Here is a 25,830-nt window from a genome sequence, read left to right on the forward strand (position 1 = left end):
TCAAAGCGAATCCCCAAGAGAAAGAACGTGTCCCCAAACACTCCCCCAACAGATGGCGCTAGCACGTCGCGGTTAGCGCTTTTTTTAGTATGGAGAGCTAAATGAGCTCGGAGCACTCTTTCACGATCGTTATGATCATCGTTTCGACATGTTTCCGCTTTTTATCCGGCAGCTTCGCAAGCGCGTACACGACTTCGCTCATCTCCCGGTTCTGAAGCAAGTAATCCAACGCCGCGAGCGCTGTTTCGTGTACGTCCGCCGTTCCGTACATGTCCGTCACTTCGCGCAATAGCTCTCGTTGGCGCGTTTCGCCGCCAAGCAAAAAATCGGCGCTCACATCAAACAGCTGGCACAGCTTCTCAAGCGACTGCACATCCGGAAGCAAGCTGCCGTTTTCCCATTTGCTGATTTGTGAACGCGATACGTTCAACTGCTCGGCCAGCTCTTCCTGCGTCCAGCGCCGTTGTTTCCGCAGTTGTTTGAGCGTCTCTCCGAGGTTTGTCATCGTTTGTCACCACGCTTTTCATCATTACTCTTTAAAGATAGAAAAGCATGGAGTCAATGGTTGTTCCTTTTTAGCCCATTCCTCTTTTTGTTTCCAAATCAGAACGAATTTATCAACGATTCTGTCGTTCGGCCTCTTTTTTGTCCAGGAAAGACATAGTACAATCAGTTAAAAAATGGTAAAGATGAACTGAAAAGAGGGGGTCAAGGTGAACATCTATCTTGCCGATTTTGTCATTTGTGAACGAAACGAGAAGAAACACGCCCAAACCATGTACCATATTTATATTAAGGAAATGAAAAATCCGTTTTCCGTGCAGCTGAAAACGATCGCTCCGGCCAGTTTCACCGATTCATTGCGCTCGCTGAAAAACGAAGGGGAGCGGATGCGTTTTGCATCGGAGGGGGAGGCGCTGTTCCGCACGATCACCTGCTCCAAGGAAGCTCAACTCTATTTTGTATTTAAATGCACGAGCCAACTTTACATGTTTATTGTCAAGCTCGATCTTCGCCAAAAAAAGTTTACCGTCGCCCTTTATGAGTGGAATGAACTGAGGCAAAAATACGTCCCGATCCGCGCGGATGAATGGCTGGCGATGGAAAAACAGCTCATTTATGAAGTGCTGCAATCGATTTACCTTGTCGACGATCGACGCGTATCGTACTGGTTCGCGCATCCGTCGCCGCCGAAGCGAAGCGCGCCCCGTTCCGGTGCATAAACTTCTTCCTTCTTCCAATCAAAAAAATCGTTTCCTTTCATGGTTTTCATCCGTTATACTGAAAATATAAAACATTACGATTTTGGCTCCGGGACGTCAACCGGTCTGAAGGACCATCCCGCATGAGCCCTTCAATGAAAAACGAAACAGACGGCGAAGGGAGAGGGCGCATCCGTGAAACCGAGCCATGTCATCTTCGCCGCCGCCATGGCTTCAGCTTTCTTTCTTGCACCGGATGACAGCCAGGCGGTGGAATGGAAAAAAGGCATGAGTTCCCCTGAAATCAAACAGCTCCAGCAGCGCTTGAAAGAAAAAGGCTTTTTCACATATCCGCGAACGACGGGCTACTTTGGCTCCATTACCGAAGAAGCGGTCAAAGCGTTCCAACGGGCGATGAACTTGCCGGTCACCGGCATCGTCGATGACGCCACCTACACGAAGCTCAAAAGCGCGCCTGCCTCAAATGATATGCTCGCTCTCGGTTCCCGCGGGGCGGCCGTCAGTGATTTGCAGTGCTGGCTGAAGCGGCTCGGCTATTTTCATTACCCGCAAATCACCGGCTACTATGGCGCAGTGACAGCCGATGCCGTGAAGCGGTTTCAGCGGGCGAACGGGCTTCCCGCCACCGGGCGGGCGGATCGGGCGACGCTTGAGCGATTGAAGCAAAAAGCAACAAGTCAGCCGGCCGCGTCATCTGACGTGCTGACGATCGGTGACCGCGGCGACATCGTCCGCAAGCTTCAGCAACAGCTCCAGCAGCTCGGGTACTTTACTCATTCGAATATCACGGACTACTACGGGGTGCTGACGGCCGATGCTGTCCGCCGCTTTCAACGTGACAATGGACTGCCCGTAACGGGGGTCGTGGACAATCAAACCGCCGCCCTCCTCGAGCGCGCGGTGAAAGCGAAAACAACCCCGCCTGCACCGATCGAGCGCGAACGCTCGGTGATTCGCCTCTCGATTGGCGCGCTCGGTGAAGACGTCAAGCGCATCCAGACGAAGCTGAAAGAGCTCGGCTACTTTCTCCATTCCGAGGCTACGGGATACTACGGCGCCGCCACCGCCGACGCCGTCCGCCGTTTCCAACAAGCGGCCAAACTCCCCGCGACCGGCGTCGTTGACAGCGAAACATACGAGCGTCTGATCGGACAAGCCCCCGCGGCGAAACTGGACGTCATCGAACTCGTCGCCGATGCAGCTGAGTTGCTCGGTGCCCCATACGTTTGGGGCGGCGATACGCCGGAAGAGGGATTTGACTGCAGCGGCTTCATTTTCTACCTTTTCCAGCAACAAGGCGTCACCTTGCCGCGCACCGTCGCTTTGATGTGGAATGCAGGCGCATCGGTTTCCGCCCCGGAAGTCGGCGACATCGTCTTTTTCGCCACGACAACCAACGGCCCATCGCACGCCGGCATCTATATCGGAAACGGTCAGTTTATCCATAGCGGCGCCTCGACCGGCGTCACGATCAGCCGCCTCGACCAATCGTATTGGAAACAGCGGTACTTGGGGGCGAAGCGGTTGTTTTAGCATACTGGCACGACAACGATGACCAAAATGAGGAGGAAAACGAAGATGAAACATGCATCCCAAATGGCAGCCGCCATCTGCCTCGCCGCCGCCGTCGCCCTCGGGGGAAATGGGCAAACGGTTGACGCCGCCGTCCAATGGGGGCACGTTCAATGGAAACAAGGCATGATCGGCAAAGTCGTCATTTTGCGCGACACGCCCCTATATCGCTTGAACGGCATGGCATGGCAGTCCGCCATGACGGCGAAACAAGGGCGCGAGTATCGCGTCTACAGCCAAAAGCGGGCAGGCGGCGCCGTCTATTACAGCCTGGGAGGGGGGCTGTATGCCAAACAAGGGGACGGCATCCAATACGTGCCGTTCACCAAAGATGAGCTTCTCTCTCTTGTTGCCCGCTCATTGAAAGGGCAGTACATTCTTCAGGCAGGGAATGAATCCGTTCCGTTCGTTATTGAGCAGAAAAAAGGCAGCCGCCTGTTCGGCTGGTACTTATACGGCCAACATATGTCCTTGCCCGTTGAAGGGCGAATCGACGGTGCGACGGTGACGCTCTCCATTTTCTTCAACGACAACGTCGAAGCGATTGCCGACTCGATCTCCTACTTAAAAGCATACAACGTGCCGAAGGAAGAGATCGAAAAAATTGCCGAACAGCTTGCCAACAGCGGGGATTACGCCATGCAGCTGCAATTTTTCATCACCAACAGCCCGGAACAATTTTCAGGACAGTTCCGCTTTCTCGATCTGTACTTGAATGACCGCTATGACGTCGTCAAAATGACGCTGGGCCAACCGATGGACGTCACGGTGAAGAAAAACGATTGATGTTTTTGTACAAAATGTTTGCCAACCAAAACCATCAAACAGCAAAAATATCGTTCTAAATTTCCATTGCCAGCATATTCATATCAATGTCGCCATCGATGGCAATAATTCCAATGGCATATTCTCTAAAAAATTTGTATTTAGGGCTAGAATTTAGAAGAAAAATGTATTATTATAGGAGACGTGGAGCATTGAGGAATTCTGCTCAAGTGCTAGCAATGGATGCTAGGTTTTCTAATCAGCCCAGCATCTAGCCATCAAGGATGATATTGGTTGATGTTAGCACCTTTTGGACAATGAATCTACTAAACTGCCACGTTTAGTAGTCATTGTCTGGAGTTTTATAAAAACGAAGGGGGATTTTAGGCTTTATGGACAAAAAGAAAGCAGTCAAACTCGCTACAGCCAGTGCTGTTGCAGCGAGCGCTTTCGTCGCAGCCAACCCGCATGCTTCCCAAGCAGCAACGGACGTTGCGACGGTCGTGAGCCAAGCGAAAGCGCAAATGAAGCAAGCGTACTATACGTACAGCCACACGGTAACGGAAACGGGTAAACTCCCGAACATCAGCGACGTTTATGCCGCTTACAACAAAGCGAAGCAAGCGTATGCGGACGCTGTCGCTGTCGTCAACAAAGCCGGCGGCGCGAAAAAAGACGCGTATTTGGCTGACTTGCAAGCTACATACGAAACGTATGTATTCAAAGCCAACCCGAAATCGGGCGAAGCGCGTGTCGCTACGTACATTGACGCTTACAACTATGCCGTCAAGCTCGACAAAATGCGCCAAGATTTAGATGGTGCGATCAAAGCGAAAGACCTGCAAAAAGCAGAAGAGCTCTACCACAAAATCTCCTATGAGCTCAAAACGCGCACGGTGATCCTTGACCGCGTCTACGGTCAATCGACGCGCGAACTGCTTCGCTCGCAATTCAAAGCCGAAGCACAAGAACTGCGCGACAGCTTAGTTTACGACATCACGGTTTCGATGAAAGCCCGTGAAGCGCAAGACGCCGTCAAAGCCGGCAACTTGGACAAAGCCAAAGCCGCTCTTGACCAAGTCAACCAATACGTATCGAAAGTAACCGATGCGTTCAAAGCCGAACTGCAAAAAGCGGCCCAAGACGCCAATGCGGCGTATGAAGCGGCGTTGCCTCCAAAAGTGGAAAGTGTAACGGCTGTGAACGCTAAAACGATTGAAATCAAATTTAACAAAGCGATCGACGCTGCAACAGTCATTGACAACAGAGGCACAAGCGATACATCCGATGACGTCGTGAAAGCGACTGCTATCACACTCACAGCGATTGATGGTCAAGGATCGGTTTCCACTGTGAAAGCGTGGTTAAGCGATGATAAGAAAACGTTGAAGTTAGTGGCTGATGGCAGTCAATTTTTCACCAAACGTTATGTAGTTGATATTAAAAACGTCAAAACGTTGGATGGAAAAGATGTTCCGTCCTACACGACGACCATTGACACAACGGATTCGGTACGGCCGAGCGTTCTGTCATCCTCTTACGCCGACAACGGCTTGACGCTGAAAGTGAAGTTCTCTGAACCTCTTGCCAGCGTAGGAACAGTAAAATTGTACGACGGAACAACCGAAATTTCGGTTTCTCCGAAGTTCACGGCTGGCGACGATGAAATGACGATCAATCTCGCCTCTTCATCTGTGCCGGTGAATAAAGACCTGACATTGAAAATCTTCGGTGCTGTCGATTACAACGGCAATGTCATCAATCCTAACCCGGCTGAATTGACAGTCAAGAAGACGACGGTTGATACAACGAAACCAGTCGTCCAAAGCATCGAAGCCGTCAACACGAAAACCGTCAAAGTGACATTCAGCGAAAAACTGTCAGGCAATCCGACCATCAAAATCGGTGGCCAAACAGCTTCTGTTTCGGTTGATTCAACCGGCTTAGTCTACACGGCAACGTTGGCTTCCGCTTTGTCGGAAGGCGTGTATGCAGTTGAGGTGAGTGGTTATCAGGACTTAGCTGGCAATACTGGAGATGCATACACGAAAGTTGTTCAATTGAAAGCCGATAACACAGCGCCGAAATTCGTTAGCAGCCAAGTGGTGAAAATTGACGGTGTTGAGCATCTTGTGCTGACATTTGACGAAGAGGTAACGACTGGCAGCAACATTACAGTCGTTCAAGCGAACGATAAGTATATTGACGAAAACAACGTACTTAAATCTGTCAACACAACTTTGACAACAACTAGCGACAATTTCAAATTATATCTGCCGACAGACGGAAAATCGAAATCGGTTGCTTTGAATATTTCTTCCTTGCCAAAAGGCACGTATACAGTAACGTTGCCGAATGGCTTGGTAAGCGATTTGGCTGGCAACTCATATGCTGAGCGTAAGCAGATTACGTTCGTTCGCGGCTCTGACAGCCTGACGACGAAGCCGGCTCTTGATGCAAGCTTTGACGGCAATGGGGTTCAAGCAGTTAACAACAACGAATTAGTATTTGCATTCACGCAAAACTTGGATGCTTCGGCATTGAACTTGTCCAACTTCAATATTAATGGATTGACTGTCACGAAAGCAGTCTTCGATGGAGACACCAAGCACATTCGCGTGACGCTCGCTCCAGGAGCAAATACATGGACGGGTACACATGTCATTACTATCAGCAACATTAAGAATACGTCTGGGCTCGTCATGGATACCGTGACTGTAAACGAATTTATGAAAGAAAACGTTGCTCCGACGTTTACAGCGACTTTAACTAGCGCAGACGTCATTCGTGTCGACTTTAGCGAGCCGGTGGCAAATGCAACGATCAGTAGTGCACTTTCTTCTAACAACTTTACCGTAAAAGTCGATGGTAATGTTGTCAATGTCGCTGGTGTTTACGAAGACAGTACTACTACAGTAGTAGGTAATAAAGGATACAAAACGGTTTATCTGAAACTGAGCGCTCCTGTAACCGACTTGTCTAAACCGATTACGCTGTCCGCAACGGGCATTGTGGATGTGGATCAAGTTGGTTCGATTACTGACACGAATAAAGTTGGCAACAACGTTTCCGATGCTGTTGTAAACGTGGCCAAATAAGCGGTGTGTCTATAGCAATGTAGCAACCCTCCCATGAAAGTGAGTTCACCACTTTCATGGGAGGGTCTTTTGTGAGATTGTTTTCCAAATAATGTGTCTGAGGGGCGGCTGAATGCAAAAGTTCTTCATCAAAAGTTGTGCTTGTCTGCTTTGGAATAGCTCTTACTTTCGTCTGCAAGGAAAAATCGATAAATGAATAGCGATGCATGATGATTCAAAAGATGTCTTGTTTGTCAATTATATGTTGTGGTGATGAACCGCTTTTTAACAAAAAGCTGTCTCGTTGACGTTTCTACCACCCTATTGCTTTATGGTGCAAGGTGCACTAAAATTTACAAGTAGGAGGTTGTCGATTTTTGCATAATGAGGGGAATTTACTTATGTATGGAAAATGGGATCGATACGTGTTTCTTAGTTTGCTAGTTTTCATTTTATCGGGAATCAGCTATGCGCACTGGAAAGGCCAACAACAGGATGAGCAATTTCTAAAAGACTATACTGAGTATCAACAGGCGATTCAGTTGATGCAACAAAGACAAGTAGAGCAGGCTTTGCCAATTTTGCAGTCATTGTCGAGCAAATATCCGGACCGTTATAACATCATGCGTACGCTTGGGTTAGCGTATGCGATGAAAAATGATTTTCATAAGGCTGCTTTTTATTATGAAAAAGCGATTAGAAAAAGGCCTTTCCTGCAGCAGGACCCGATTTTCACGCTGCAATTTGGCGAGATCCTGTATTATAAAGGGGAATATGCAAAGGCTAAGGCATATCTCGAACAAAGTAAAAAATTGCCTGGATCAGAAATGTATCATGCTAGAATCGATGAACTATTGGTTCAAATCCAACATCAAAAATCATCATAAGGTGAGAAGCGAACATGTCTGATTGGTATAAGTATTTAACTATTGAACGTGATGAGCATGAGGACCAAATGGATATGGAGCGGGTCGATGCCATATTGTTTTGGGGTCTGGCATTCATTGTACTGGTCATCCCATTGATCGTTAGAGTGCATATTGGCGATTTTATCAGCCCGTCTATTACTCAAACCGATGTATTGGATACGGGAAAGAAAGCGGATGTGTTTACATACTATAAATTTGTTGTGCTCCTTGTCTCTACAGCGTTTCTCAGCCTTGTTTTTCTATATAAAGTGTTAGTGCTTAACTACCAAATTCCGAAAACAAAAATTGACATAGCTCTCGCTGTACTCGCTGTTTGTTTAACTTTGTCGGCTGTTTTAGCTCCATATAAAACGCTTGCTTTGTACGGATTGCACAATCGCCATGAGGGTACATTGACGTACTTATGCTACTTGATGTTGTTCTTCATCGCGTCTAATATACGGTATACTGTAAGGAGATTCCAGCAATTCATTTACTTTTTGACCCCTTTCATAATCATAAATACGATATTAGGAACATTGAATTTCTTTGGTTATGATGTTTTACAGCTTCACTGGGTGCGGACACTGTTATATTCCAGCCTTCCAGAGGGGGCGAAAATCGCTCAAGGTTCATCTTTCCTTGCTACGATTAACCACGGAAACTATGTGAGCGGGGTTTCGGCTTTTTTTGTTGCTCTTTTCTTCTGCTTGGCTGTTTTGGAGAAAAAGATATGGAAGAAAATCTTGAATGGTTTGATCGCCTCAGCAGCCTTTGCTCTGCTTCTTTCGTCACTATCTAGTAATGGTTTTGTGACGCTAGTATTGATGAGTCCGCTGTTCGTCTATATGATCGTGAAAGCAGAAAAGAGAAAGGTCGCGGCTCTTTCAAGTCTGGTATTGATGGTTGTTTTTGTTGCTGTTTATGTGCCGTTTGTGAAACAAAATCACCGTGTTTGGGACGAGACAATTGGGTTTTTCATCCCATATAATCCATTTCAACAGGATCATCAACAAGCAGGACTGAATACAGCATTCAAAGATATAGAGCAGGTGGTCGGGCATATTACCGAAAGGGTGGTGAGCGGTTCATCCGCTTATGCAGATGCTGAAGAATACCGACTGCCAAAGCTACCAGGACCGGGGATAGCGCCGGGATCTGGGCGGGCCTTTATTTGGGAAAAAGCATTAGAACTTATTTCTGACAAGCCGTTTATAGGATATGGATTAGATACGTTTCCTTATTTCTTTAATCAAGATGATCCGGAAAAAAATTCGAATTTAGGTGAGGGATATAGTGTTATTGTCGATAAGCCCCACAACATGTATATCGGTATGGCTTTTGGAGCAGGGATTGTAGCACTGTCTGCCTTAGTAGTTGTGATGGTGGGGGGGGCTATACAGTTGCTACGTTCTACCCGCGTACGCTTTAATGTATACATTGCAGCGCTTTGCGCGGCGCTCATGGCTTATGTGATTCAAGGGATGTTTAACGATTCGATTATTGGAACTGCTGTATTCTTTTGGGTAGGATTAGGTGTTTCCATCGGATTTTTACGCACAACAAACAAATCAATCAAAGGTAGGAACAGATGATGGATGAAACAATCAGCTTGCGAGAACTCATTGAAACGATATGGAAAGGAAAATGGATCATTGCGGCTACAACGATTGTAGCACTAATCTTTTCTGTGTTGGCTAGCTTTGTATGGATCAAACCAATATATTCAGCAAACGCTACGGTATCCGTGAATAATGGGATCGTGCCCGGAAAACAATTCGATGAAACCGATAGTTATTTCAATGAGATCATTACGCCTTCGGCCTATATGGAGCGTGTACAATCCATTTCTGTGATCGAAGAGGGGATCAAAAAAGCGCATTTGCAAGGAAAGTATAGGGCAGAGCAAGTCAAAGGGAATCTAAGCGTTGAAAATGTGCCTAATACCAATTTGGTTCGTATCACTCTAAAAGCGGCCAATCCCTCTGACACCAAAAAGCTGTTGAACGGGATTTTAAGCGCTGTGAAACAGTCGATATGGAAAGATATTCAAACAGGTGTTGAGAAAGATCTCCATCACTTTATGAAACTGAAACAAAAAGAGCAAGTCCAACTGCAGCAAACCATTAAACTTTATCGTCAAGAAGCAGTGGCTTTGAAGTTGCCGCCGTCCCTTTTGCTTGATGCAGTCATTTCGTATAACAACCAGTATATCATCACCTTGGACTCAGATCGTCTACGTAATATTTCATCTCTTTCGGAAAAAGAGTTAATTGCTCTAAATGAGTTGAGTAATCAAATCAAATCGTTGGCTGACCGTTACCGTCAATATGTTAATAAAGAGCAGCAGTTGCGTGATTTTTTGCAATCATTTTCCATTGAGAATAAAATATTAATCATTTCTGCACCGGTTGCCCCTCAAGAGCCGGATAGCCCTAAACCATTATTAAATATGGGCATTGCTTTCGTGGTGGGCATCATGGTAGGAACAGGTCTAGTTTTCTTCTGGCGTTATTGGAAGGAAACTGGACAAGAAAGAATGCTCGAATCCTAATGTATAAGTTTCAAATCATCTAAGTAGTCAACTGCTAAAAGAAGAGACGGTGATGTCTCCTTACCGTTATCAATGGAGGCACTCGGCCATGCCGTGGGTGGGGACGATGACGGTCCTGGCACCTTAGACGCCCGTCGTCGAGGGTGTGGCGTGAGGGCGGGTTAGATGCCCGGTTTTTAGCCTGCTTTTCTGTGAAAATGCCGAACTGGCGCGGGATTTTCATCCCCGGGTGGAGGGCAGATCACGCTGCCCATGGAACTTTTCCGTGAAAATGCAGGACTGACGCGGATTTTCATCCCCGGGTGGAGGGCAGATCACTGCCCATGGAACTTTTCTGTGAAAATGCAGGACTGACGCGAGATTTTCATGCCCGGGTGGAGGGCAGATCGCTGCCCATGGAACTTTTCTATGTAATCGTTGATTATAGATGAAGCGTATCGTTTATAAATAGAAAGATAAAGGATTTGTAATTTGTAAAGAGAGGCGATACGCGCATGAAACAAATTTGGGCGTTAAAAAAAGCGAAATTGTCAAAATGATTTTTCGACGCAAAATAGAAAACGGTTTTCCAACTGATACGTTTTAATGAGATTATTTTGGAGTAAATGGAATTTAACTCGATGAAGAGGATAGATAACCTCAAGCTCCTTGAATAAAGCTTTTATGAGAAAAAACGACGAAAACGGTGGAATACTATATGTTATTGAATTGAGGAAGGCACAATTAGCAATCCATTGCTCGATTGAGGCGATGTTTTTTCGATCAAACTTTTTATGTCTATGCGCATCGGCGCATCGGTATCGCCTCTGCTGTACCGATGCGCGGGGGCACATAGGCCAACGAATACATAGGGGGGGGCATACACATGAAAAAAGTACGCAAAGCCATCATCCCAGCGGCGGGCTTAGGGACGCGCTTCCTTCCGGCGACCAAGGCGATGCCGAAGGAGATGCTGCCGATTGTCGATAAGCCGACGATCCAATACATCGTCGAAGAAGCCATCGCCTCAGGAATCGAAGACATCATCATCGTCACTGGAAAAGGGAAACGCGCCATCGAAGACCATTTTGACATCGCCTTTGAACTCGAACAAAACTTAATGGAAAAAGGCAAATACGACTTGCTGGAGAAAGTGAAAGAACCGTCGAAAGTCGACATTCACTACATCCGCCAAAAAGAGCCGAAAGGGTTGGGACATGCCGTCTGGTGTGCAAGAAACTTTATCGGTGACGAACCGTTTGCCGTCTTGCTTGGCGACGACATCGTCCAAGCCGATCCGCCGTGTTTGAAGCAGCTCATCGACCAATACGAACAAACGTTGAGCTCCGTCATCGGCGTCAAACAGGTGCCAAACCGTGAAACACACCGCTACGGCATCATCGACCCGATCGAACAAAACAGCCGCCTCTATCAAGTGCGCCAATTCGTCGAAAAACCAGCGCCCGGCACCGCACCGTCCAACTTAGCCATCATGGGAAGATACATCCTCACACCGGAAATCTTCCTCTTCCTTGAAAAACAAGAAACTGGCGCGGGCGGCGAAATCCAACTCACCGACGCCATCCAAAAGCTGAACGAAATCCAACGCGTCTTCGCTTACGAATTCGAAGGCAAACGCTATGACGTCGGTGAGAAACTCGGATTCATCCAAACGACGATCGAGTTTGCGCTGCAAAACGAAGAGTTGCGGAAGGAACTGATTCCGTTTATGGAACGGTTGTTGGAAAGTGTAGCAGAGAAGGTGTAAGAGAAATAGAGCAGAAATAGCAGAATGTTTGATTGAAGAAGAATCAAAAAATATGAAAAGGAAGGTTCAAAGAGGGAGATACCTAATGGGCATCAATATTTCTGTATTGATTAATACTTTTAATGAAGAAAAAAATATTCGCAACTGTTTAGAGTCTGTCAAATGGGCAGATGAGATTATTATTGTAGATATGTATAGCGATGATAGGACAGTAGAGATTGCACGCGAGTATACAGATAAAATTTATATGCATGAACGTATGGGATATGTTGAACCTGCAAGACAATTTGCTCTTGAAAAAGCCTCCAATGAATGGGTGCTTGCTGTTGATGCAGACGAAATGGTTCCAATCGAATTAAGGAACAAACTTATTGAAATTGCTCAGTCGGGTGAGTATGATGCTGTTTTAATTCCACGTATTAATTATTTTTTTGGACATAAAATGAGAGGAACAGGATGGGGTCCTTTGCAAGATATGCAAGTTCGTTTTTTTAAGAAAAAATATATGAAATATGGAACTAGGATTCATGAATTCTCAAATCTTGATCCATCGGCGCGTGTCTACAAGTTAAAAGATAAATCTGTGGGATTTATCCATTTTAATTATATTGATGTTGAGCATTTTTTGGAGAAGTTAAACAGATATACAACGATTGAAGCGAAAAATGCTGTTGATGCAGGCGAGAAATTTAGTATAGCGAAACTTCTTTTAATTATGTTCAAAGAGTTTATTAATCGATTTATTAGGAAAAAGGGGTATGTAGATGGTTTTCAAGGCTTTGCGCTATCGATGCTTATGATGACTTATAGATTAAGTGCAGGCTTAAAGCATTATTTGGTTGAAAGATATTCATCTGTTCAAACTAGGCAAAAAATATTAAATGAATATAGCCGAATAGCTAGTGATCAACTTGCAAAGTATGTGGATGAAGAGGATGTAAAAATTGAAAAAAAAATTTCTTCCTAAGCTTAACAAACAAGTATTAAAAAACATTATTTTTCTATCAATATTACAAGGCTCTAATTATATTTTGCCTCTAATTACATTTCCTTATCTTGTAAGAGTATTAGGGAGTGAAAAATACGGAACAATCGCTATAGCAACTGCTGTTGCCCAGTATTTGAGTGTGTTCGTTGATTTTGGGTTTAATTATACCGCTACTCGTGACGTAGCACTACATAGAAATAATTTCGAAAGATTAAATAAGATTATCTCTAATGTGTATTCAGCTAAGCTAATATTCTTGTGTATAGCCCTTGTCTTCTTGACATTCATTGTTATTTTAATTCCTAACTTTTCTAGATATTATCAAATATATTTTATTTTTTTTATGTCAGTTATAGGTAACGCGTTGTTCCCGACCTGGTTTTATCAAGGGATAGAAAGAATGAATTATGTAACTGTGATTAATATTGTTGCCAAAATATTATCTGTTGTTCTTATTTTTTTATTTGTTAAACAGAAAGATGACTATATAGTTGCTTCGGTGATACAAGCATTAGGAATATTGATTGCAGGATTTATAGGCTTTTTGATGTTGCAAGTCAAGTTTTCAGTAAATATAATGAACCTAAAATTAAATTTTAATTTTAGACGTTTGTTGCAAGAAACAAGAGAGAGTGGCAATGTTTTTATATCAACTTTGGCAGGAAATGTTTACGGGCAAGGGGCTGTTATCATAACTGGCATTTTTGCAGGAGATAAGCATGCTGGTTATTATTCGATTGTCCAAAAGATTGCTAGTGCTATCGTGGGATTATCTCAGCCTTTTGCCCAAGCAATTTATCCTTATTTGTGTACATTATATGTTAATCAATATAGGAGCTTTAATGTGTTCAAGAAGAAGACAATGCTTTGGGCGATCGTTTGTTCATTTGCAATTACTATAATTACCTTCTCACTCTCAACATTTTTTATTGAATTGGTAGCTGGAAATAAGAATTATTATGTCTCTAATATGATGAAGATAGGCTCGATCACTATTGGGTTTACTATCTGTAATGTACTGTTTAACCCATTTATATTGGCGATGAAAAAATACACACAAATGAAGAAAATGTATCTTTATATATCAACATTATTTTTGATTTTTTCTATGCCTATTACTTATTTCCTTGATGGGATTGGAATGGTAGTTTGCATGATGTTTGTCGAGATGAGTGTATTTGCAGGAAGCATTTCGATAATATCGACTAATAAAAAAAGTGGGGGGGTATTATCATAAAATACATTTTAAAACCCGTGGTGCTAGATAAAATCAAGTAAGCATAAAAATAGCCCTTGCCTGCGGATCTCCTGTAGAATGAAAGTGCGACCCAACATTCGAAAGGAGAATCCCCATGCAAGAGCACTTTCATTTTACTACAGATCAAGCAAAGATTCAAAAACAATATGCAGCCATTTTCTTTTTTGTTTCTGCCCAGCTGTCACAAATTCCATGCGATCTTCAACGCCGCAATCGTCATTTGGCGAAACAAGAAGACGCGGTGATCATGGCCATTCATCTGTTAGGAAAGTTGCTTGTCTTCTCTTCCGAACGTGCATGGCATCGCTTTGTGACTGGGAACTTGTTCACGGATGGACAGTTTCTCGAACGTTCTCGATACCATCGCCGTTGCCGAGTGCTGCGCTTTGCGATCAAATGGATTCGTCATGAACGAGCGAAACGTGGTCCACACCATGCCTATGCGGTCGTAGATAGCATGCCAATCGAGTTGTGCCATGCCGCAAGAATGGACCGTGTCAAACGATTTCGAGGCATCGCTGACATCGGGTTTTGTGCATCGAAAAAGCAGTGGTACGATGGGTTTACGTTTCATCTTCAAGTGACAGACCAAGGGCTACCTATGGGATACGTGGTAACGGAGGCGTCCTGTCACGATCGAACCGCAGCTGAAACCGTCATGACTCCAATTCCTCATCCCTATAACTTGGGTGACAAAGGATTCATCAGTAGTTAATGGCAAAAAAAGTTGTATGAAGAGTACCCAATCGCTTTTTGGACTCCATCTCGCAAAAATCAGAAACACCGCCCATCTGAATCATGGGAGAAATGGCTCAAACAAAAACGGAAAGTGATCGAAACGGTGTTCTCCGTCCTTATTGACCAGTATCGTATGGCAGACATTCGTGCGAATTCGATTTCAGGGTTTGAAGTGGCACTCGATGGCATCTTGTTGGTGTATTCACTTGTAACACTCGGGCTAGTTGAGCGCTAGCGCTCAACTAGCACCACGGGTTTTTAAAAATTTTTGCATGTCTCTTATCCTACTCGTGAAATCAAACAGCGCCCCTGGATTCCTGCATTGATTCGAAAGAGGTAGACGCTCGGGCGTTCTACACACTAAAAGGTCTCAGAAGTAAGACACAGACTTGCTTTAGACAGTCGAAAAGTGGATAAATCATCTTTTCATTGAAAAGATGATAAACTCTTTAGTTTTATCGAAAATACCCGAATTCCAAAATGCGTAAAGTTCCATCATTCAACATAAGGACATTTTCATCCTTCCGATGGTGACGAAAATGTTTCGTCATGGAAGTCTATATAAAATTGGGGTAGATGAGTGTATATTAGGATTAGGGGAGTATATCATGAAAGGGATTATCTTAGCCGGAGGCAGCGGGACTCGTCTCTATCCTTTAACCAAGGCAGTATCTAAGCAGCTATTGCCTGTTTACGACAAACCAATGATCTATTACCCATTGTCTGTTTTAATGTTGGCTGGGATTCGTGATATTTTAATTATTTCTACTCCTAGTGACACGCCACGTTTTGCAGAGTTGCTAGGTGATGGGTCGCAACTAGGAATATCGCTGTCTTACGCCGTGCAGCCTTCTCCAGATGGTCTTGCGCAGGCGTTTATTATTGGAGAAAAGTTTATCGGTGATGACAACGTTGCCTTGATTTTAGGGGATAATCTGTTCTATGGTCATGGGTTGACGAAATTATTGCAAAAAGCTGTTGAGCGCAAAACAGGAGCGACGATTTTCGGCTATTATGTCAATGATCCTGAGCGCTTTGGTGTTGTAGAATTCGATGAGAACGGAAAGGTCATTTCCATTGAAGAAAAGCCAAAACATCCGAAGTCCAATTATGCAGTGACGGGACTATATTTTTACGATCATCGTGTGGTAGAGATTGCGAAAAGTATCAAGCCTTCTGCACGCGGAGAATTAGAAATTACAGATGTGAATAAAGCATATTTGGAACTCGGCGAATTACATGTGGAAATTTTAGGACGAGGGTTTTCATGGTTAGACTCCGGCACGCATGAATCGTTGTTAGAGGCATCGCAATTTATCGAAACAATTGAGAAACGTCAAAGTTTAAAAGTGGCTTGCTTGGAGGAAATCGCCTACCTAAAAGGGTACATTGACCGAGAACAATTATTAAAGTTGGCGGAACCATTAAAGAAAAATCAGTATGGTCAGTATTTGATCGATATTGCGAACCAAAAGAAACGGCCGATCTACTTATAATTGAGGTGTTTATGGTGAAAGTGATGGAAACATTGTTGCCGGGTGTGTTGCTTATTGAGCCGAACGTATTTGGCGACCATCGCGGTTTTTTTATGGAGAGCTACAATAAACAGCTTTTTGCGGAATACGGGGTGGATTTCGACTTTATTCAAGACAATCACTCGTTGTCACAACAAGCAGGAACGATTCGTGGGCTTCATTATCAGTTAAACCCAAAGGCGCAAACGAAGTTAGTTCGCGTTACTCGAGGAGTCATCTATGATGTGGTTGTCGATATTCGCAGGGGTTCGCCGACATTTGGTAAATGGCAAGGGTTTATTTTAAGTGCGGAAAATAAGCGGCAATTACTTGTGCCAAAAGGATTTGCCCATGGTTTTTGTACGTTAGTTGAAAATACGGAAGTACAATATAAAGTAGATGAATACTATTCTCCAGAACACGATCGGGGTATTCTTTGGAACGATCCGACGTTAGGAATTGATTGGCCTATATCAAATCCAGTTCTTTCTGACAAAGATACGAAACATCCATTATTGTCCGATGCAGAAATCAACTTTGAGTGGGAGAGAACGTCATGAATCTTTTAGTGACAGGTGGAGCAGGGTTTATTGGCAGCAACTTTGTTCGTTATATACTTGAGAAATATCCAACTTATAAAGTCGTCAATTATGATTTATTAACCTATGCTGGTAATCTTGAAAACTTAAAAGATGTTGAACATCACCCAAACTATCTCTTTGTGAAAGGTGATATTAATAACCGTGAGCTAGTTGATTATTTAGTTAAAACTCATGAGATTGATGTGATTGTGAACTTTGCGGCCGAGTCTCATGTCGACCGAAGTATTACGGATCCTGATAGTTTTGTAAGAACAAATGTATTGGGCACGCAAGCGTTATTAGATGTAGCGAAAGCCAACAATATCAAGAAATATGTGCAAATTTCAACAGATGAAGTGTATGGAACACTTGGCGAAACGGGATATTTTACAGAAGAGACGCCATTGGCGCCAAATAGTCCTTATTCGGCAAGTAAGGCTGGCGGAGACCTACTTGTAAGAGCGTACCATGAAACGTATGGCCTCAATGTGAACATTACGAGATGTTCCAACAACTATGGACCATATCACTTCCCTGAAAAACTCATTCCATTAATGATTACGAATGCGTTGGAAGGGAAAGATCTTCCGATTTACGGCGACGGCCAAAATATTCGTGACTGGCTTCATGTAAAAGATCATTGTGCAGCCATTGATTTAGTGATTCATGAAGGAAGGCCGGGAGAAGTATACAATATTGGCGGACATAATGAACGAACTAATAATGAAATCGTACATCTTATCGTAGAAAAACTTGGTGTTTCGAAAGACCTGATTAAATATGTTTCAGACCGCCCAGGCCACGATCGCCGTTATGCGATTGATCCAACGAAAATTATGACCGAGCTTGGTTGGAAGCCACAATATACATTTGAAACAGGGATCGTTGAAACGATTCAATGGTATATCGACAATCAAGAATGGTGGAAAAATATTAAATCTGGCGAATATATGAACTACTATCAAAAGCAGTATGGTGAAAGGCTATGAAAGTAGTTGTAACAGGCGCAAGAGGTCAGCTTGGGATAGATGTAGTCCATTTACTCGAAGATAAAGGATATAAAGTGTATGGGTATGGGCGGGAAGAGTTAGATATTACAAACTTTGATCAGGTAAAACAGGTGATTAGCGAAGTTAAACCTGATGTTGTGATTCACGCTGCGGCCTATACAAAAGTTGATTTAGCAGAATCGGAGCGAGACCAAGCATTTTTAGTGAATGCATATGGAACAAGGAATGTGGCAGTAGCTTCTGAAACAGTGGGGGCAAAGCTTGTTTATATTAGTACCGATTATGTCTTTGATGGAACAGCGAAGGAGCCCTACAACGAGTTTGCGCCAACGAATCCGCTTAGCGTGTACGGGAAAAGTAAGCTGGCTGGGGAGCAATTTGTTCGTGATTTGCATTCCAAATTTTTTATTGTTAGAACGTCTTGGGTGTATGGGAAGCGTGGAAACAACTTCGTCAAAACGATGGTCAAGTTGGCTCAAGAGCGCGATGAGCTAATGGTTGTCCATGATCAAGTCGGTTGCCCGACATATACAGTAGACTTAGCCCAATGCATTTTTGACCTGATCCAGACGGAGAAATACGGCATTTATCACGTTTCTAATTCAGGACATTGTTCTTGGTATGAATTTGCGAAGGCTATTTTTGAAGAAGTGGGAATTGAAATGAAGGTAAATCCTTGTACAACACAAGACTTCCAAAGACCAGCGCCAAGGCCGATGTACTCGGTGTTTGAGCATATGGCGCTCAGGCTGAATGGATTTCATCAAATGAGAAATTGGCGAGAAGCCTTGAAAGAATTTATTCATACGAATTAAACTATAAGGTAGTGATGGACACTTGAAACAAGTAATGGATAAGGACGTAGCGATTATCATTTTAAACTGGAATGCCTATAACGATACGTTTGAATGTTTAAAATCGCTAGAACATTTAACATATCCTCACTTTCATGTGTTTTTAGTAGATAATGCATCACAAGATGGTTCATTTGACAAACTACAACAAGATTACAAGGATGGCAAGTTTCACATCCCCATTACATTTATTCAAACCGGGGCGAATCTAGGGTTTGCCGGTGGGAATAATGTCGCGATTAAACAGGCGTATAATCAAGGATATCAATACTTCTGGTTATTAAATAACGATACGGTTGTCGACCCGAATGCTTTGACCCCATTGGTAGAGACATTAGAAAACGATAAGCAGGTTGGAATTGTTGGTTCGAAGATTTACTACTATGGAACGAATAAAATTTGGTTTGCAGGTGGAAAAGTCAATACTTGGACAGGGAAGACAAGGCATATAGGAATAAAAGAAGAAGATGTGGGACAGTATGACCAATTGAGGGAAGTCGATTATATAACGGGATGCAGCCTAGGTTTTAGGCGAGAGATATTGGAAACGGTAGGGTATATGTGTGAGGATTATTTTTTGTATTATGAAGAAACGGATTGGAATATCAGAATAAATAATAAAGGATGGAAAATAGTTTATCAACCTAGTTCTGTAATTTATCATAAAGTCTCTAATTCATCTGGCGGAGAAAGAAGAAGTATGCCTCCTTACATTGCATATTATCATGTAAGAAATCCATTTGCTATGATAAGGAAAATGCAAAAGAGATGTTCCTATGTTAGAAACTTTGTTGCTTTTTTGAGCATGCTATGGAATGTAATGAAGAAAAGTGCGAAGATTTTTTTATTAAATGAGGATAACAAATTTTTTAGAATTGAATTAATATTAAAGGGATTTATAGACGCTATAAATATGAGGATGGGGAAATTAAGTGAATAATACTATTGTAAATGATAGATTTAGAATAGATTCTGCACCTTTATTATTTTTTATAATTGGATTTTCTATGTTTTCTGTAGATGGTATTCCATATATAACATACACAGATTACAAGCCTATTAGTGCTATTTTTTTGGGGATATCTCTTTTTTTGTTGATAACGAGTAGAGGCTCCAGATTGTGTTGGCATAGCACAGAAAAAATTTTGTTGTTCTTTGTTTTTTACAGCATCTTACATTCACTTTTGGTTGCTCTTCAAATTAGAGATATTAAAAGTAGTATTGAGCATATTTTATCACTATTTGTTGGTCTAATAGTCTACTTCTGTATAGTCTCGATACTACCTTATTTAAAAAAAGCAAAACAACCTGAGAAGATATTCAATTTATTACTCATATTTACTTTTTTGTTTCCTATTATGTTTGGCATACTTCAAATATTAGATCTCTTATTGGGTATAGGCTCAGTCAATAAACTGACCTCCTTGTTTGTTTCTAGAACATATGGACGTGTTCAAATGTTATCTAATGAACCATCTTGGGCGGCTATTCATATCTTGGTTGGTATTATATTATTTAATTACTACAGAAAAGATTATATGTTATCTAAAATATTTTTTTATGTATTGGTTATTTTATTTATTTTTACTTTTTCTATGAATGGTTATATTGTGTTAATGATAACAATAATTTTTTACTTACTAATTAAAAGGGAAATAAAAGCATTATTCTTATTTTTTTTAGGACTTCTATTATTTATTGCTATAGGTTATATAATAAATTTACTCCAATTAGAGGGGTATTATGTTCATAGATTTGATTTTAAACAGTATTATCATTTTGGAAAGTTATTACATAACGACGGATCTATTTTTGTAAGGGTTGTTTTTCCGATAATAGGATTAATTCAATTTTTAGAGAATCCTATCTTGGGAGTAGGTGGGGGGTTTTACTATTTAGATTTTGCAAGGATTATTCAAGAACACTTTAGCTATGGATTAAGTTTCAATGAGGTATACTTTAATGCGTTCGTCGACCCAAGCAATGCAAATCCACGAAATTTAATAGTTAAGATTTTAGCCGAAGAAGGATTAGTAGGTTTTATAGTTTTTCTGTTCTTCTTGTTTAAACTGTTTACCTATTGTAAATCCGACTATTCAAAATTTGTTTTTTGTTTCGGTTTGGCTATGGTAATGAATTTTGATTCATATGCTTTTGTAGATTTTTGGATTATGTTAGCTTTTATTAGATCAGGATGTTTTGAAAGGGATGGAGGCGGAGCTATACGTTGGGGGGGCATTTCGTTTCAAATCGTTAGAAGAACAGGGAGTGATTCGAAGTGAGATGATCTGCTGGCTCGATCGGTATTTTCTGACGTTTAAGCAAGTCTTTCCGTCGTTTGGAAAAATGGTGCTCTCCTTATTGGAATATACGCATTTCCAAGTGATTGATTAGAAAAAGAGCTAGAAGAGACTCTCGCCTTTTACCGGCAAAGCGGGTGCGAGATGTTCTGAGCGATGATGCCGATGATCCACCATAACGAAACGTTTCGGCAGTTGCATGACTATTACACACGATATACGTCCTGATCATCCGTTGCGGAATAATCAATAGATTGTGGTGTGAGGAAGAAAATGACTGCAGGTACTGCATGCTAGTTTATGAAGCACCAAGCTTTGAATGTGAAGTGAATGATGCAGGATATCTTTGGTCTCGAAATGGTTGCTTGATGCCGCTTGTCTCGATTCTTTAGGACAACTAGGATGACATGGAGATAGAGAAGCCGGCGCGTCCGACCTTAAGTCCCTAAAGGAGCTTAGTGGGCCTCTGCATGATGACTATATAGACTTCCATGACGAAAATTTTCGTCACCATCGGAAGGATGAAAACCACCTTCTGTCGAATGGTCTCCTTGCAGCTGGGGGCATGAGGTCGTAGTATCTATGGTACGTAAAGTCCGATATATAGACGGACCCCAGTAGCCTGGTGCACCACGGAATGTCGCTCCCTTAAGGGAAGCACGCAGGATAGAATGCTTGAACAAAGGCTGCTGCACCAGCTGTTTTTGAGTAACGAAGCAGGGAGGGAAACCGATGCGCGTCTTGTATGAACACTGTTGCGGATTGGACGTGCATAAGCAATCGATTACGGCTTGCGCCCTGACCCCTGAAGGAAAAGAGATTCGCACGTTTGGTACGCTGACCGACGATCTCGAGGAGTTGGTGGATTGGCTGAAAGAAAAACAGGTGACGCACGTGGCCATGGAGTCGACGGGCGTATATTGGAAACCCGTGTATCATCTCCTTGAAGCAGAACCGATCGAAGTGCTGGTCGTCAATGCCCAACACATCAAAGCGGTTCCCGGGCGAAAGACCGATGTCAAAGATGCGGAATGGATCGCGGACTTGCTTCGCCATGGATGGCTAAAAGGGAGTTACATCCCTCATCGGGCTCAGCGGGAGCTCCGGGAACTGGTCCGTTATCGGCGCAGTTTGATCGAGGAACGGGCACGGGAGCTCAACCGCATCCAAAAAGTGCTGGAAGGAGCCAATATCAAGCTTTCCTCGGTCGTATCCGACATCAACGGGATGTCGGCCCGACTCATCATTCGCTCCTTGATCGAAGGAAAGGACGATCCGGCGGCCCTCGCCCAGCTCGCCAAGGGGCGGCTGAAACAAAAAACGGAAGAGCTCCGGCGCGCGTTGAAAGGAAGGATCGGGCCGCATCAACGCATGATGCTGGCCGAACAATGGCGTCATGTGGAGTATTTAGATGAAGCGATTGCCCGGTTGGATCGAGAAATCGAGGAACGAACGCGCCCTTTTCATGAAGCGCTGGAGCTCATCGATACGATCCCGGGAGTGGGGCGGCAAAGCGCGGAACAAATGGTCGCGGAAATCGGGACGGATATGAGCCGGTTCCCTACCGCCGCGCACTTGGCCTCATGGGCCGGCATGGCTCCCGGGAACCATGAGAGTGCAGGGAAACGGTTGTCAGGCCGAACGAGGAAAGGGAACAAGAAGCTGAGGTCGTGCCTCGTGGAATGCGCCCGTGCCGCCGCCCGAACGAAGAACACGTACCTATCGGCCAAGTATCATCGGATCGCCAAACGAAGAGGAGCGAATCGAGCGAGTGTCGCAGTCGGGAGAACGATTTTAGAACTGATTTATTACATCTTAACTCGAAAGGAACCGTATAGAGAGTTGGGAGCGGACTACTGGGATCGGCAGCGAGAAGCGAGCCTCGTGCGTCAAACGGTGAAACGATTAGAGGGGTTAGGGTACGAAGTGAAACTGGAAAAAACGAGTGCATAGCACGGATGAACCATATATATACTGGAATGTCTTAATTTGGAAATTGGTTCCAAAGGCTAGGGAGTCCCGTTTTTTGTCTTAAGTGGTGTTTTCAGGATAGATGCACCTTGAAAAGTTAACTTCTCGATTACGCTGCACACCCCAGGCGTTGCAGCACTTCCTCGGGGCGTTCATGAATGCAGTCCACAAACCAGGCAATGGCTTGGGCGATATCGTTTCGATCTTTGTGAAACACATTGGCGATGAGGGTGTCTTTCAGCCATTTCCACAAGCGTTCGATCGGATTCAGTTGCGGAGAATACGGAGGAAGGGAAATGAAGTGAAAACACTGTCCTTCTTCCCGCAAAAACTCTCTCACCATTTTGGCATGATGAATTCGGGCGTTATCCAGCACCAAGACGATGAACCGATCCGGGTAACGCTCTTTGAGAACTCGCAGGAAATCCAAAAACGTTGTCGCGTTGGCCGCCCCTGCTGGATGAAGAACCGTTTCGCCATCATGGACATGAACCGCGCCAAACAGCGATACGTGGGCATGATGGCCGAACGTCGGCACTTGCTTTTGACGGCCAACCTCTGACCATGTCGCACGTAGCACATGATACGACCGGATATGCGTTTCATCGATGTACAACAGGACGGAATCCGGATCGATTACGTTTTTTTATCAGATCCATTTGTCTCTCGAAGTTTTTTTTGCCGGTCCGGGTCTCCTTTCGCCAACGTGTAGGTCGGCCGAGTCCAAGAAAGCCCTTTTCGATGCAAGAGTTTTCGCAAGGCTTCGCGGGAAATGGAGATGCCATAACGGTGGTGCACATAGGATTGAAGGATCTTCGTATTCCACGCCGAAGCAATGTCCCAGCTCACATTTCGCACCCTTCCGACGAAAATCGGGAGGATTTTTTGTTTCCATTGTCGAATGAATCCTTCACACCCAAGGAAAGCAAAGGAGTTTCTACACCATGAGCATTCAAATCCGTGCCATTTATGGTGGTTCTTATTTGAATATAATAAGCACTCTGTTCAAAGATCTTGACCTTCCTCAGTTGATTGATCATCTCGTTCCCGTGGATCCACAATGCCAAACTCGAGCCAGCGATATCGTCAAGCTAATCATTCTGGATATCTTGAGCGGCCGGCAAGCGCTCGTTCATTTGGAACAATGGGCGCATGACATCGATTTGCCGAAGCTGATTCGGCCAGGGCTGGATCCGTCTTGGTTCAACGACGATGCCATCGCGCGTCATTTGGATCGACTGTATGAGGCGAATATCCATCAAGTCCTTTCGTCTTGCCTCGTGCAGATCTACAAGAAAGAAGGCCTCTCTCTTCGCGTCTTCCACGCGGATAAGACGGACAAGACCGTTTACGGCACGTATGAATCGGTCTCGTCAGAGGCCCTGCAGATCACGCATGGCTACAACCGGCATCATCGTTGGCAAAAACAGATCGGTTTCGGGCTGATCGGCAACGAAGACGGCATCCCGTTTTACGGCGATGTGCACGACGGCAACGTGCCGGACAAAACGTGGAATCCCGAGGTGCTCTCCCGTGTCCATGAACAGCTGAAGCAAGCCAAGATCCAAGACGAATGGATTTACGTGGCGGATTCCGCTGCGATGACGAAAGAGACCTTGGCGCAAACGAAAGTCGCCAACGCCTTTTTGATCACGCGGGGCCCTTCGTCGCTTCGGATCGTCAAAACCGCGCTTTCGGAGGCAGATGCCCAACCCGATTCGGCGTGGAGCGACCCCTTTACGCTGGCGGAGAAAAACGGCGCCACGTATCGGGTATGGGAAACGGCCTCGACTTATGAAGGCCATCCCGTTCGGCTGATCGTCGTCGAATCGAGCGCGCTCGACCAGCGAAAAGGAAAGACGCTCGACAAAGAGCGGAGCAAAGAAGCGGAGCTTCTTCGTGAGGAACAAGCCCGTTGGGAACGCCCCCCCTTCTCTTGTCGGGAAGACGCCGAACAAGCCTTGGCCTCCTTCAAGGCATCCCTTCGCCCCCGGTTTCATCGGGTGGAAGCCGCGGTCGAAGAGATCGTGCGCCCGAAAAAACGGCGCGGACGACCGAAAAAAGGGGCGGAACCCGAGATGGAGACGCTGTATTTCGTGCGTCTTGGCATCGAGTTCGACCAAAACGCTTGGGAACAGGCGAGACGGAAAGCGTCCCGGTTTGTCCTCGTCGCGACCGTTCCGAAGGAATGGAAGGGTCAACCGATGGAGGCAAAAGAGATCTTGAAGTTATATAAAGGCCAAATCTCCGTGGAGATGAACTTCTCTTTCTTGAAAGACCCATTCTTTACGGATGAGATTTACGTCAAAAAACCGGAACGGGTCGCGGTATTGGGCTATTTGTTTCTGTTGGCCTTGGCCATTTACCGCGTCTTCCAGCGCCGGGTGCGTCAGTTCATCACCCCGGAACACCCATGAAAGGGCGTGGGAGGCCGGAAACTGACCCGACCCACCGGCCAGGCGATCTTTCAGTTGTTCCGGTATGTGAAAGTCGTCCTATTGGAGCTGCCGGATGGGCACATCCAACGCGCGTTAGGGAAACCGCTCACCCCTGATCAGCGAAGGATTCTGCAGGGATTGGGCATGGACGAGAGCATTTACGTGTAACATCATACGGAACGACTAGCGATGGTAAAAAAGGATTGCCATCGCTCGTCGTGTTGGTCGAAATGTTATTCTGAAAAACGAAATGAAAAATCCTTTCTTTCTACCCTGTTAGGGTGCGAAATGTGGGTAATGAGCATGTATATAGACCGAACGAAGGAGTGCTA

Annotated in this window: 20 protein-coding genes and 3 pseudogenes; 20 read left to right on the forward strand and 3 right to left on the reverse strand. The window is 44.5% G+C overall.

Features of this window, described 5'->3' with window-relative positions:
* Positions 1-97: 97 nt before the first annotated feature.
* The gene (locus tag ETC05_RS08105) at positions 98-505 is read right to left on the reverse strand and encodes a helix-turn-helix domain-containing protein (RefSeq protein ID WP_031406886.1); all 408 of its coding nucleotides are present in this window, start codon (positions 503-505) and stop codon (positions 98-100) included.
* A gap of 208 nt (positions 506-713) precedes the next feature.
* On the opposite strand from ETC05_RS08105, the gene ETC05_RS08110 reads away from it, so the two are divergent.
* From ETC05_RS08110 to ETC05_RS08200, 19 genes and pseudogenes are all read left to right on the forward strand, one after another.
* Entirely contained in the window at positions 714-1,223 is a 510-nt protein-coding gene (locus tag ETC05_RS08110) for a hypothetical protein (protein ID WP_031406888.1), read from the forward strand.
* Positions 1,224-1,397: 174 nt separating this feature from the next.
* Positions 1,398-2,756: a C40 family peptidase gene (locus tag ETC05_RS08115; protein ID WP_171660792.1), complete on the forward strand. Its 1,359-nt coding sequence runs from the start codon at positions 1,398-1,400 to the stop codon at positions 2,754-2,756.
* 45 nt (positions 2,757-2,801) lie between these two features.
* Positions 2,802-3,581, forward strand: a complete 780-nt coding sequence (locus ETC05_RS08120; protein ID WP_171660793.1) for a hypothetical protein — start codon at positions 2,802-2,804, stop codon at positions 3,579-3,581.
* Positions 3,582-3,952: 371 nt separating this feature from the next.
* Entirely contained in the window at positions 3,953-6,658 is a 2,706-nt protein-coding gene (locus ETC05_RS08125; RefSeq protein WP_171660794.1) for an S-layer protein, read from the forward strand.
* 380 nt (positions 6,659-7,038) lie between these two features.
* Positions 7,039-7,524, forward strand: coding sequence for a tetratricopeptide repeat protein (locus tag ETC05_RS08130; protein ID WP_171660795.1), 486 nt, complete (start codon positions 7,039-7,041; stop codon positions 7,522-7,524).
* 14 nt (positions 7,525-7,538) lie between these two features.
* Complete coding sequence (locus tag ETC05_RS08135; protein ID WP_171660796.1) at positions 7,539-9,140, forward strand: O-antigen ligase family protein; 1,602 nt, start codon at positions 7,539-7,541, stop codon at positions 9,138-9,140.
* Positions 9,140-10,099 carry a Wzz/FepE/Etk N-terminal domain-containing protein gene (locus ETC05_RS08140; protein ID WP_162176095.1) on the forward strand — a complete coding sequence of 320 codons (960 nt, stop codon included), beginning with the start codon at positions 9,140-9,142 and terminating at the stop codon, positions 10,097-10,099. Before ETC05_RS08135 ends, ETC05_RS08140 begins: the two co-directional genes overlap by 1 nt.
* 865 nt (positions 10,100-10,964) lie before the next feature.
* Positions 10,965-11,846 (forward strand): UTP--glucose-1-phosphate uridylyltransferase GalU, encoded by an 882-nt coding sequence (gene galU, locus ETC05_RS08145; protein ID WP_171660797.1) that lies wholly within the window; start codon positions 10,965-10,967, stop codon positions 11,844-11,846.
* An 85-nt stretch (positions 11,847-11,931) separates the two neighbouring features.
* On the forward strand, positions 11,932-12,813 hold the full coding sequence (locus ETC05_RS08150; RefSeq protein WP_171660798.1) for a glycosyltransferase family 2 protein: 882 nt from the start codon (positions 11,932-11,934) through the stop codon (positions 12,811-12,813).
* Entirely contained in the window at positions 12,791-14,071 is a 1,281-nt protein-coding gene (locus ETC05_RS08155; RefSeq protein ID WP_171660799.1) for an oligosaccharide flippase family protein, read from the forward strand. The genes ETC05_RS08150 and ETC05_RS08155 overlap by 23 nt, the downstream gene beginning before the upstream one ends.
* Before the next feature lie 115 nt (positions 14,072-14,186).
* A pseudogene (locus tag ETC05_RS08160) lies at positions 14,187-15,065 on the forward strand (IS982 family transposase).
* 373 nt (positions 15,066-15,438) lie between these two features.
* Positions 15,439-16,326: a glucose-1-phosphate thymidylyltransferase RfbA gene (rfbA, locus tag ETC05_RS08165; RefSeq protein WP_171660800.1), complete on the forward strand. Its 888-nt coding sequence runs from the start codon at positions 15,439-15,441 to the stop codon at positions 16,324-16,326.
* Between the two features lie 14 nt (positions 16,327-16,340).
* Entirely contained in the window at positions 16,341-16,904 is a 564-nt protein-coding gene (gene rfbC, locus ETC05_RS08170; RefSeq protein ID WP_171660801.1) for a dTDP-4-dehydrorhamnose 3,5-epimerase, read from the forward strand.
* Entirely contained in the window at positions 16,901-17,914 is a 1,014-nt protein-coding gene (gene rfbB, locus ETC05_RS08175; RefSeq protein ID WP_171660802.1) for a dTDP-glucose 4,6-dehydratase, read from the forward strand. Before rfbC ends, rfbB begins: the two co-directional genes overlap by 4 nt.
* A complete protein-coding gene (gene rfbD, locus ETC05_RS08180) occupies positions 17,911-18,750 on the forward strand; it encodes a dTDP-4-dehydrorhamnose reductase (protein ID WP_171660803.1) in 840 nt (279 codons plus the stop codon). The genes rfbB and rfbD overlap by 4 nt, the downstream gene beginning before the upstream one ends.
* A 22-nt stretch (positions 18,751-18,772) precedes the next feature.
* Positions 18,773-19,729, forward strand: coding sequence for a glycosyltransferase family 2 protein (locus ETC05_RS08185; protein WP_171660804.1), 957 nt, complete (start codon positions 18,773-18,775; stop codon positions 19,727-19,729).
* A 598-nt stretch (positions 19,730-20,327) separates the two neighbouring features.
* Entirely contained in the window at positions 20,328-21,071 is a 744-nt protein-coding gene (locus ETC05_RS18290; RefSeq protein ID WP_256371113.1) for an O-antigen ligase family protein, read from the forward strand.
* A pseudogene (locus tag ETC05_RS18295) lies at positions 20,986-21,176 on the forward strand (IS110 family RNA-guided transposase); the annotation flags it as partial. The gene ETC05_RS18290 and the pseudogene ETC05_RS18295, both read left to right, overlap by 86 nt.
* A 645-nt stretch (positions 21,177-21,821) precedes the next feature.
* Positions 21,822-23,042 carry an IS110 family RNA-guided transposase gene (locus ETC05_RS08200; RefSeq protein WP_171660806.1) on the forward strand — a complete coding sequence of 407 codons (1,221 nt, stop codon included), beginning with the start codon at positions 21,822-21,824 and terminating at the stop codon, positions 23,040-23,042.
* A gap of 127 nt (positions 23,043-23,169) precedes the next feature.
* Here ETC05_RS08200 and ETC05_RS08205 read toward each other — a convergent pair whose 3' ends face one another.
* Both ETC05_RS08205 and ETC05_RS18205 read right to left on the reverse strand, forming a co-directional pair.
* Positions 23,170-23,676 carry an IS630 family transposase gene (locus tag ETC05_RS08205; RefSeq protein WP_253263974.1) on the reverse strand — a complete coding sequence of 169 codons (507 nt, stop codon included), beginning with the start codon at positions 23,674-23,676 and terminating at the stop codon, positions 23,170-23,172.
* 20 nt (positions 23,677-23,696) lie between these two features.
* Positions 23,697-23,918: a helix-turn-helix domain-containing protein gene (locus ETC05_RS18205; protein ID WP_483299795.1), complete on the reverse strand. Its 222-nt coding sequence runs from the start codon at positions 23,916-23,918 to the stop codon at positions 23,697-23,699.
* A gap of 86 nt (positions 23,919-24,004) precedes the next feature.
* On the opposite strand from ETC05_RS18205, the pseudogene ETC05_RS08215 reads away from it, so the two are divergent.
* Positions 24,005-25,666, forward strand: a pseudogene (locus ETC05_RS08215) (IS1634 family transposase).
* Positions 25,667-25,830: the final 164 nt, after the last annotated feature.

The organism is Geobacillus sp. BMUD, from assembly GCF_013096845.1.
GTDB classification, from domain to species: domain Bacteria; phylum Bacillota; class Bacilli; order Bacillales; family Anoxybacillaceae; genus Geobacillus; species Geobacillus vulcani.

Coding starts and splice junctions, on each gene's coding strand:
- ETC05_RS18290 (WP_256371113.1), top strand. CDS start 20,328: ATGTTATCTAAAATATTTTTTTATGTATTGGTTATTTTATTTATTTTT.
- ETC05_RS08120 (WP_171660793.1), top strand. CDS start 2,802: ATGAAACATGCATCCCAAATGGCAGCCGCCATCTGCCTCGCCGCCGCC.
- rfbB (WP_171660802.1), top strand. CDS start 16,901: ATGAATCTTTTAGTGACAGGTGGAGCAGGGTTTATTGGCAGCAACTTT.
- ETC05_RS08105 (WP_031406886.1), bottom strand. CDS start 505: ATGACAAACCTCGGAGAGACGCTCAAACAACTGCGGAAACAACGGCGC.
- ETC05_RS08150 (WP_171660798.1), top strand. CDS start 11,932: ATGGGCATCAATATTTCTGTATTGATTAATACTTTTAATGAAGAAAAA.
- galU (WP_171660797.1), top strand. CDS start 10,965: ATGAAAAAAGTACGCAAAGCCATCATCCCAGCGGCGGGCTTAGGGACG.
- ETC05_RS08135 (WP_171660796.1), top strand. CDS start 7,539: ATGTCTGATTGGTATAAGTATTTAACTATTGAACGTGATGAGCATGAG.
- rfbD (WP_171660803.1), top strand. CDS start 17,911: ATGAAAGTAGTTGTAACAGGCGCAAGAGGTCAGCTTGGGATAGATGTA.
- ETC05_RS08140 (WP_162176095.1), top strand. CDS start 9,140: ATGGATGAAACAATCAGCTTGCGAGAACTCATTGAAACGATATGGAAA.
- ETC05_RS08125 (WP_171660794.1), top strand. CDS start 3,953: ATGGACAAAAAGAAAGCAGTCAAACTCGCTACAGCCAGTGCTGTTGCA.
- ETC05_RS08200 (WP_171660806.1), top strand. CDS start 21,822: ATGCGCGTCTTGTATGAACACTGTTGCGGATTGGACGTGCATAAGCAA.
- rfbA (WP_171660800.1), top strand. CDS start 15,439: ATGAAAGGGATTATCTTAGCCGGAGGCAGCGGGACTCGTCTCTATCCT.
- ETC05_RS08130 (WP_171660795.1), top strand. CDS start 7,039: ATGTATGGAAAATGGGATCGATACGTGTTTCTTAGTTTGCTAGTTTTC.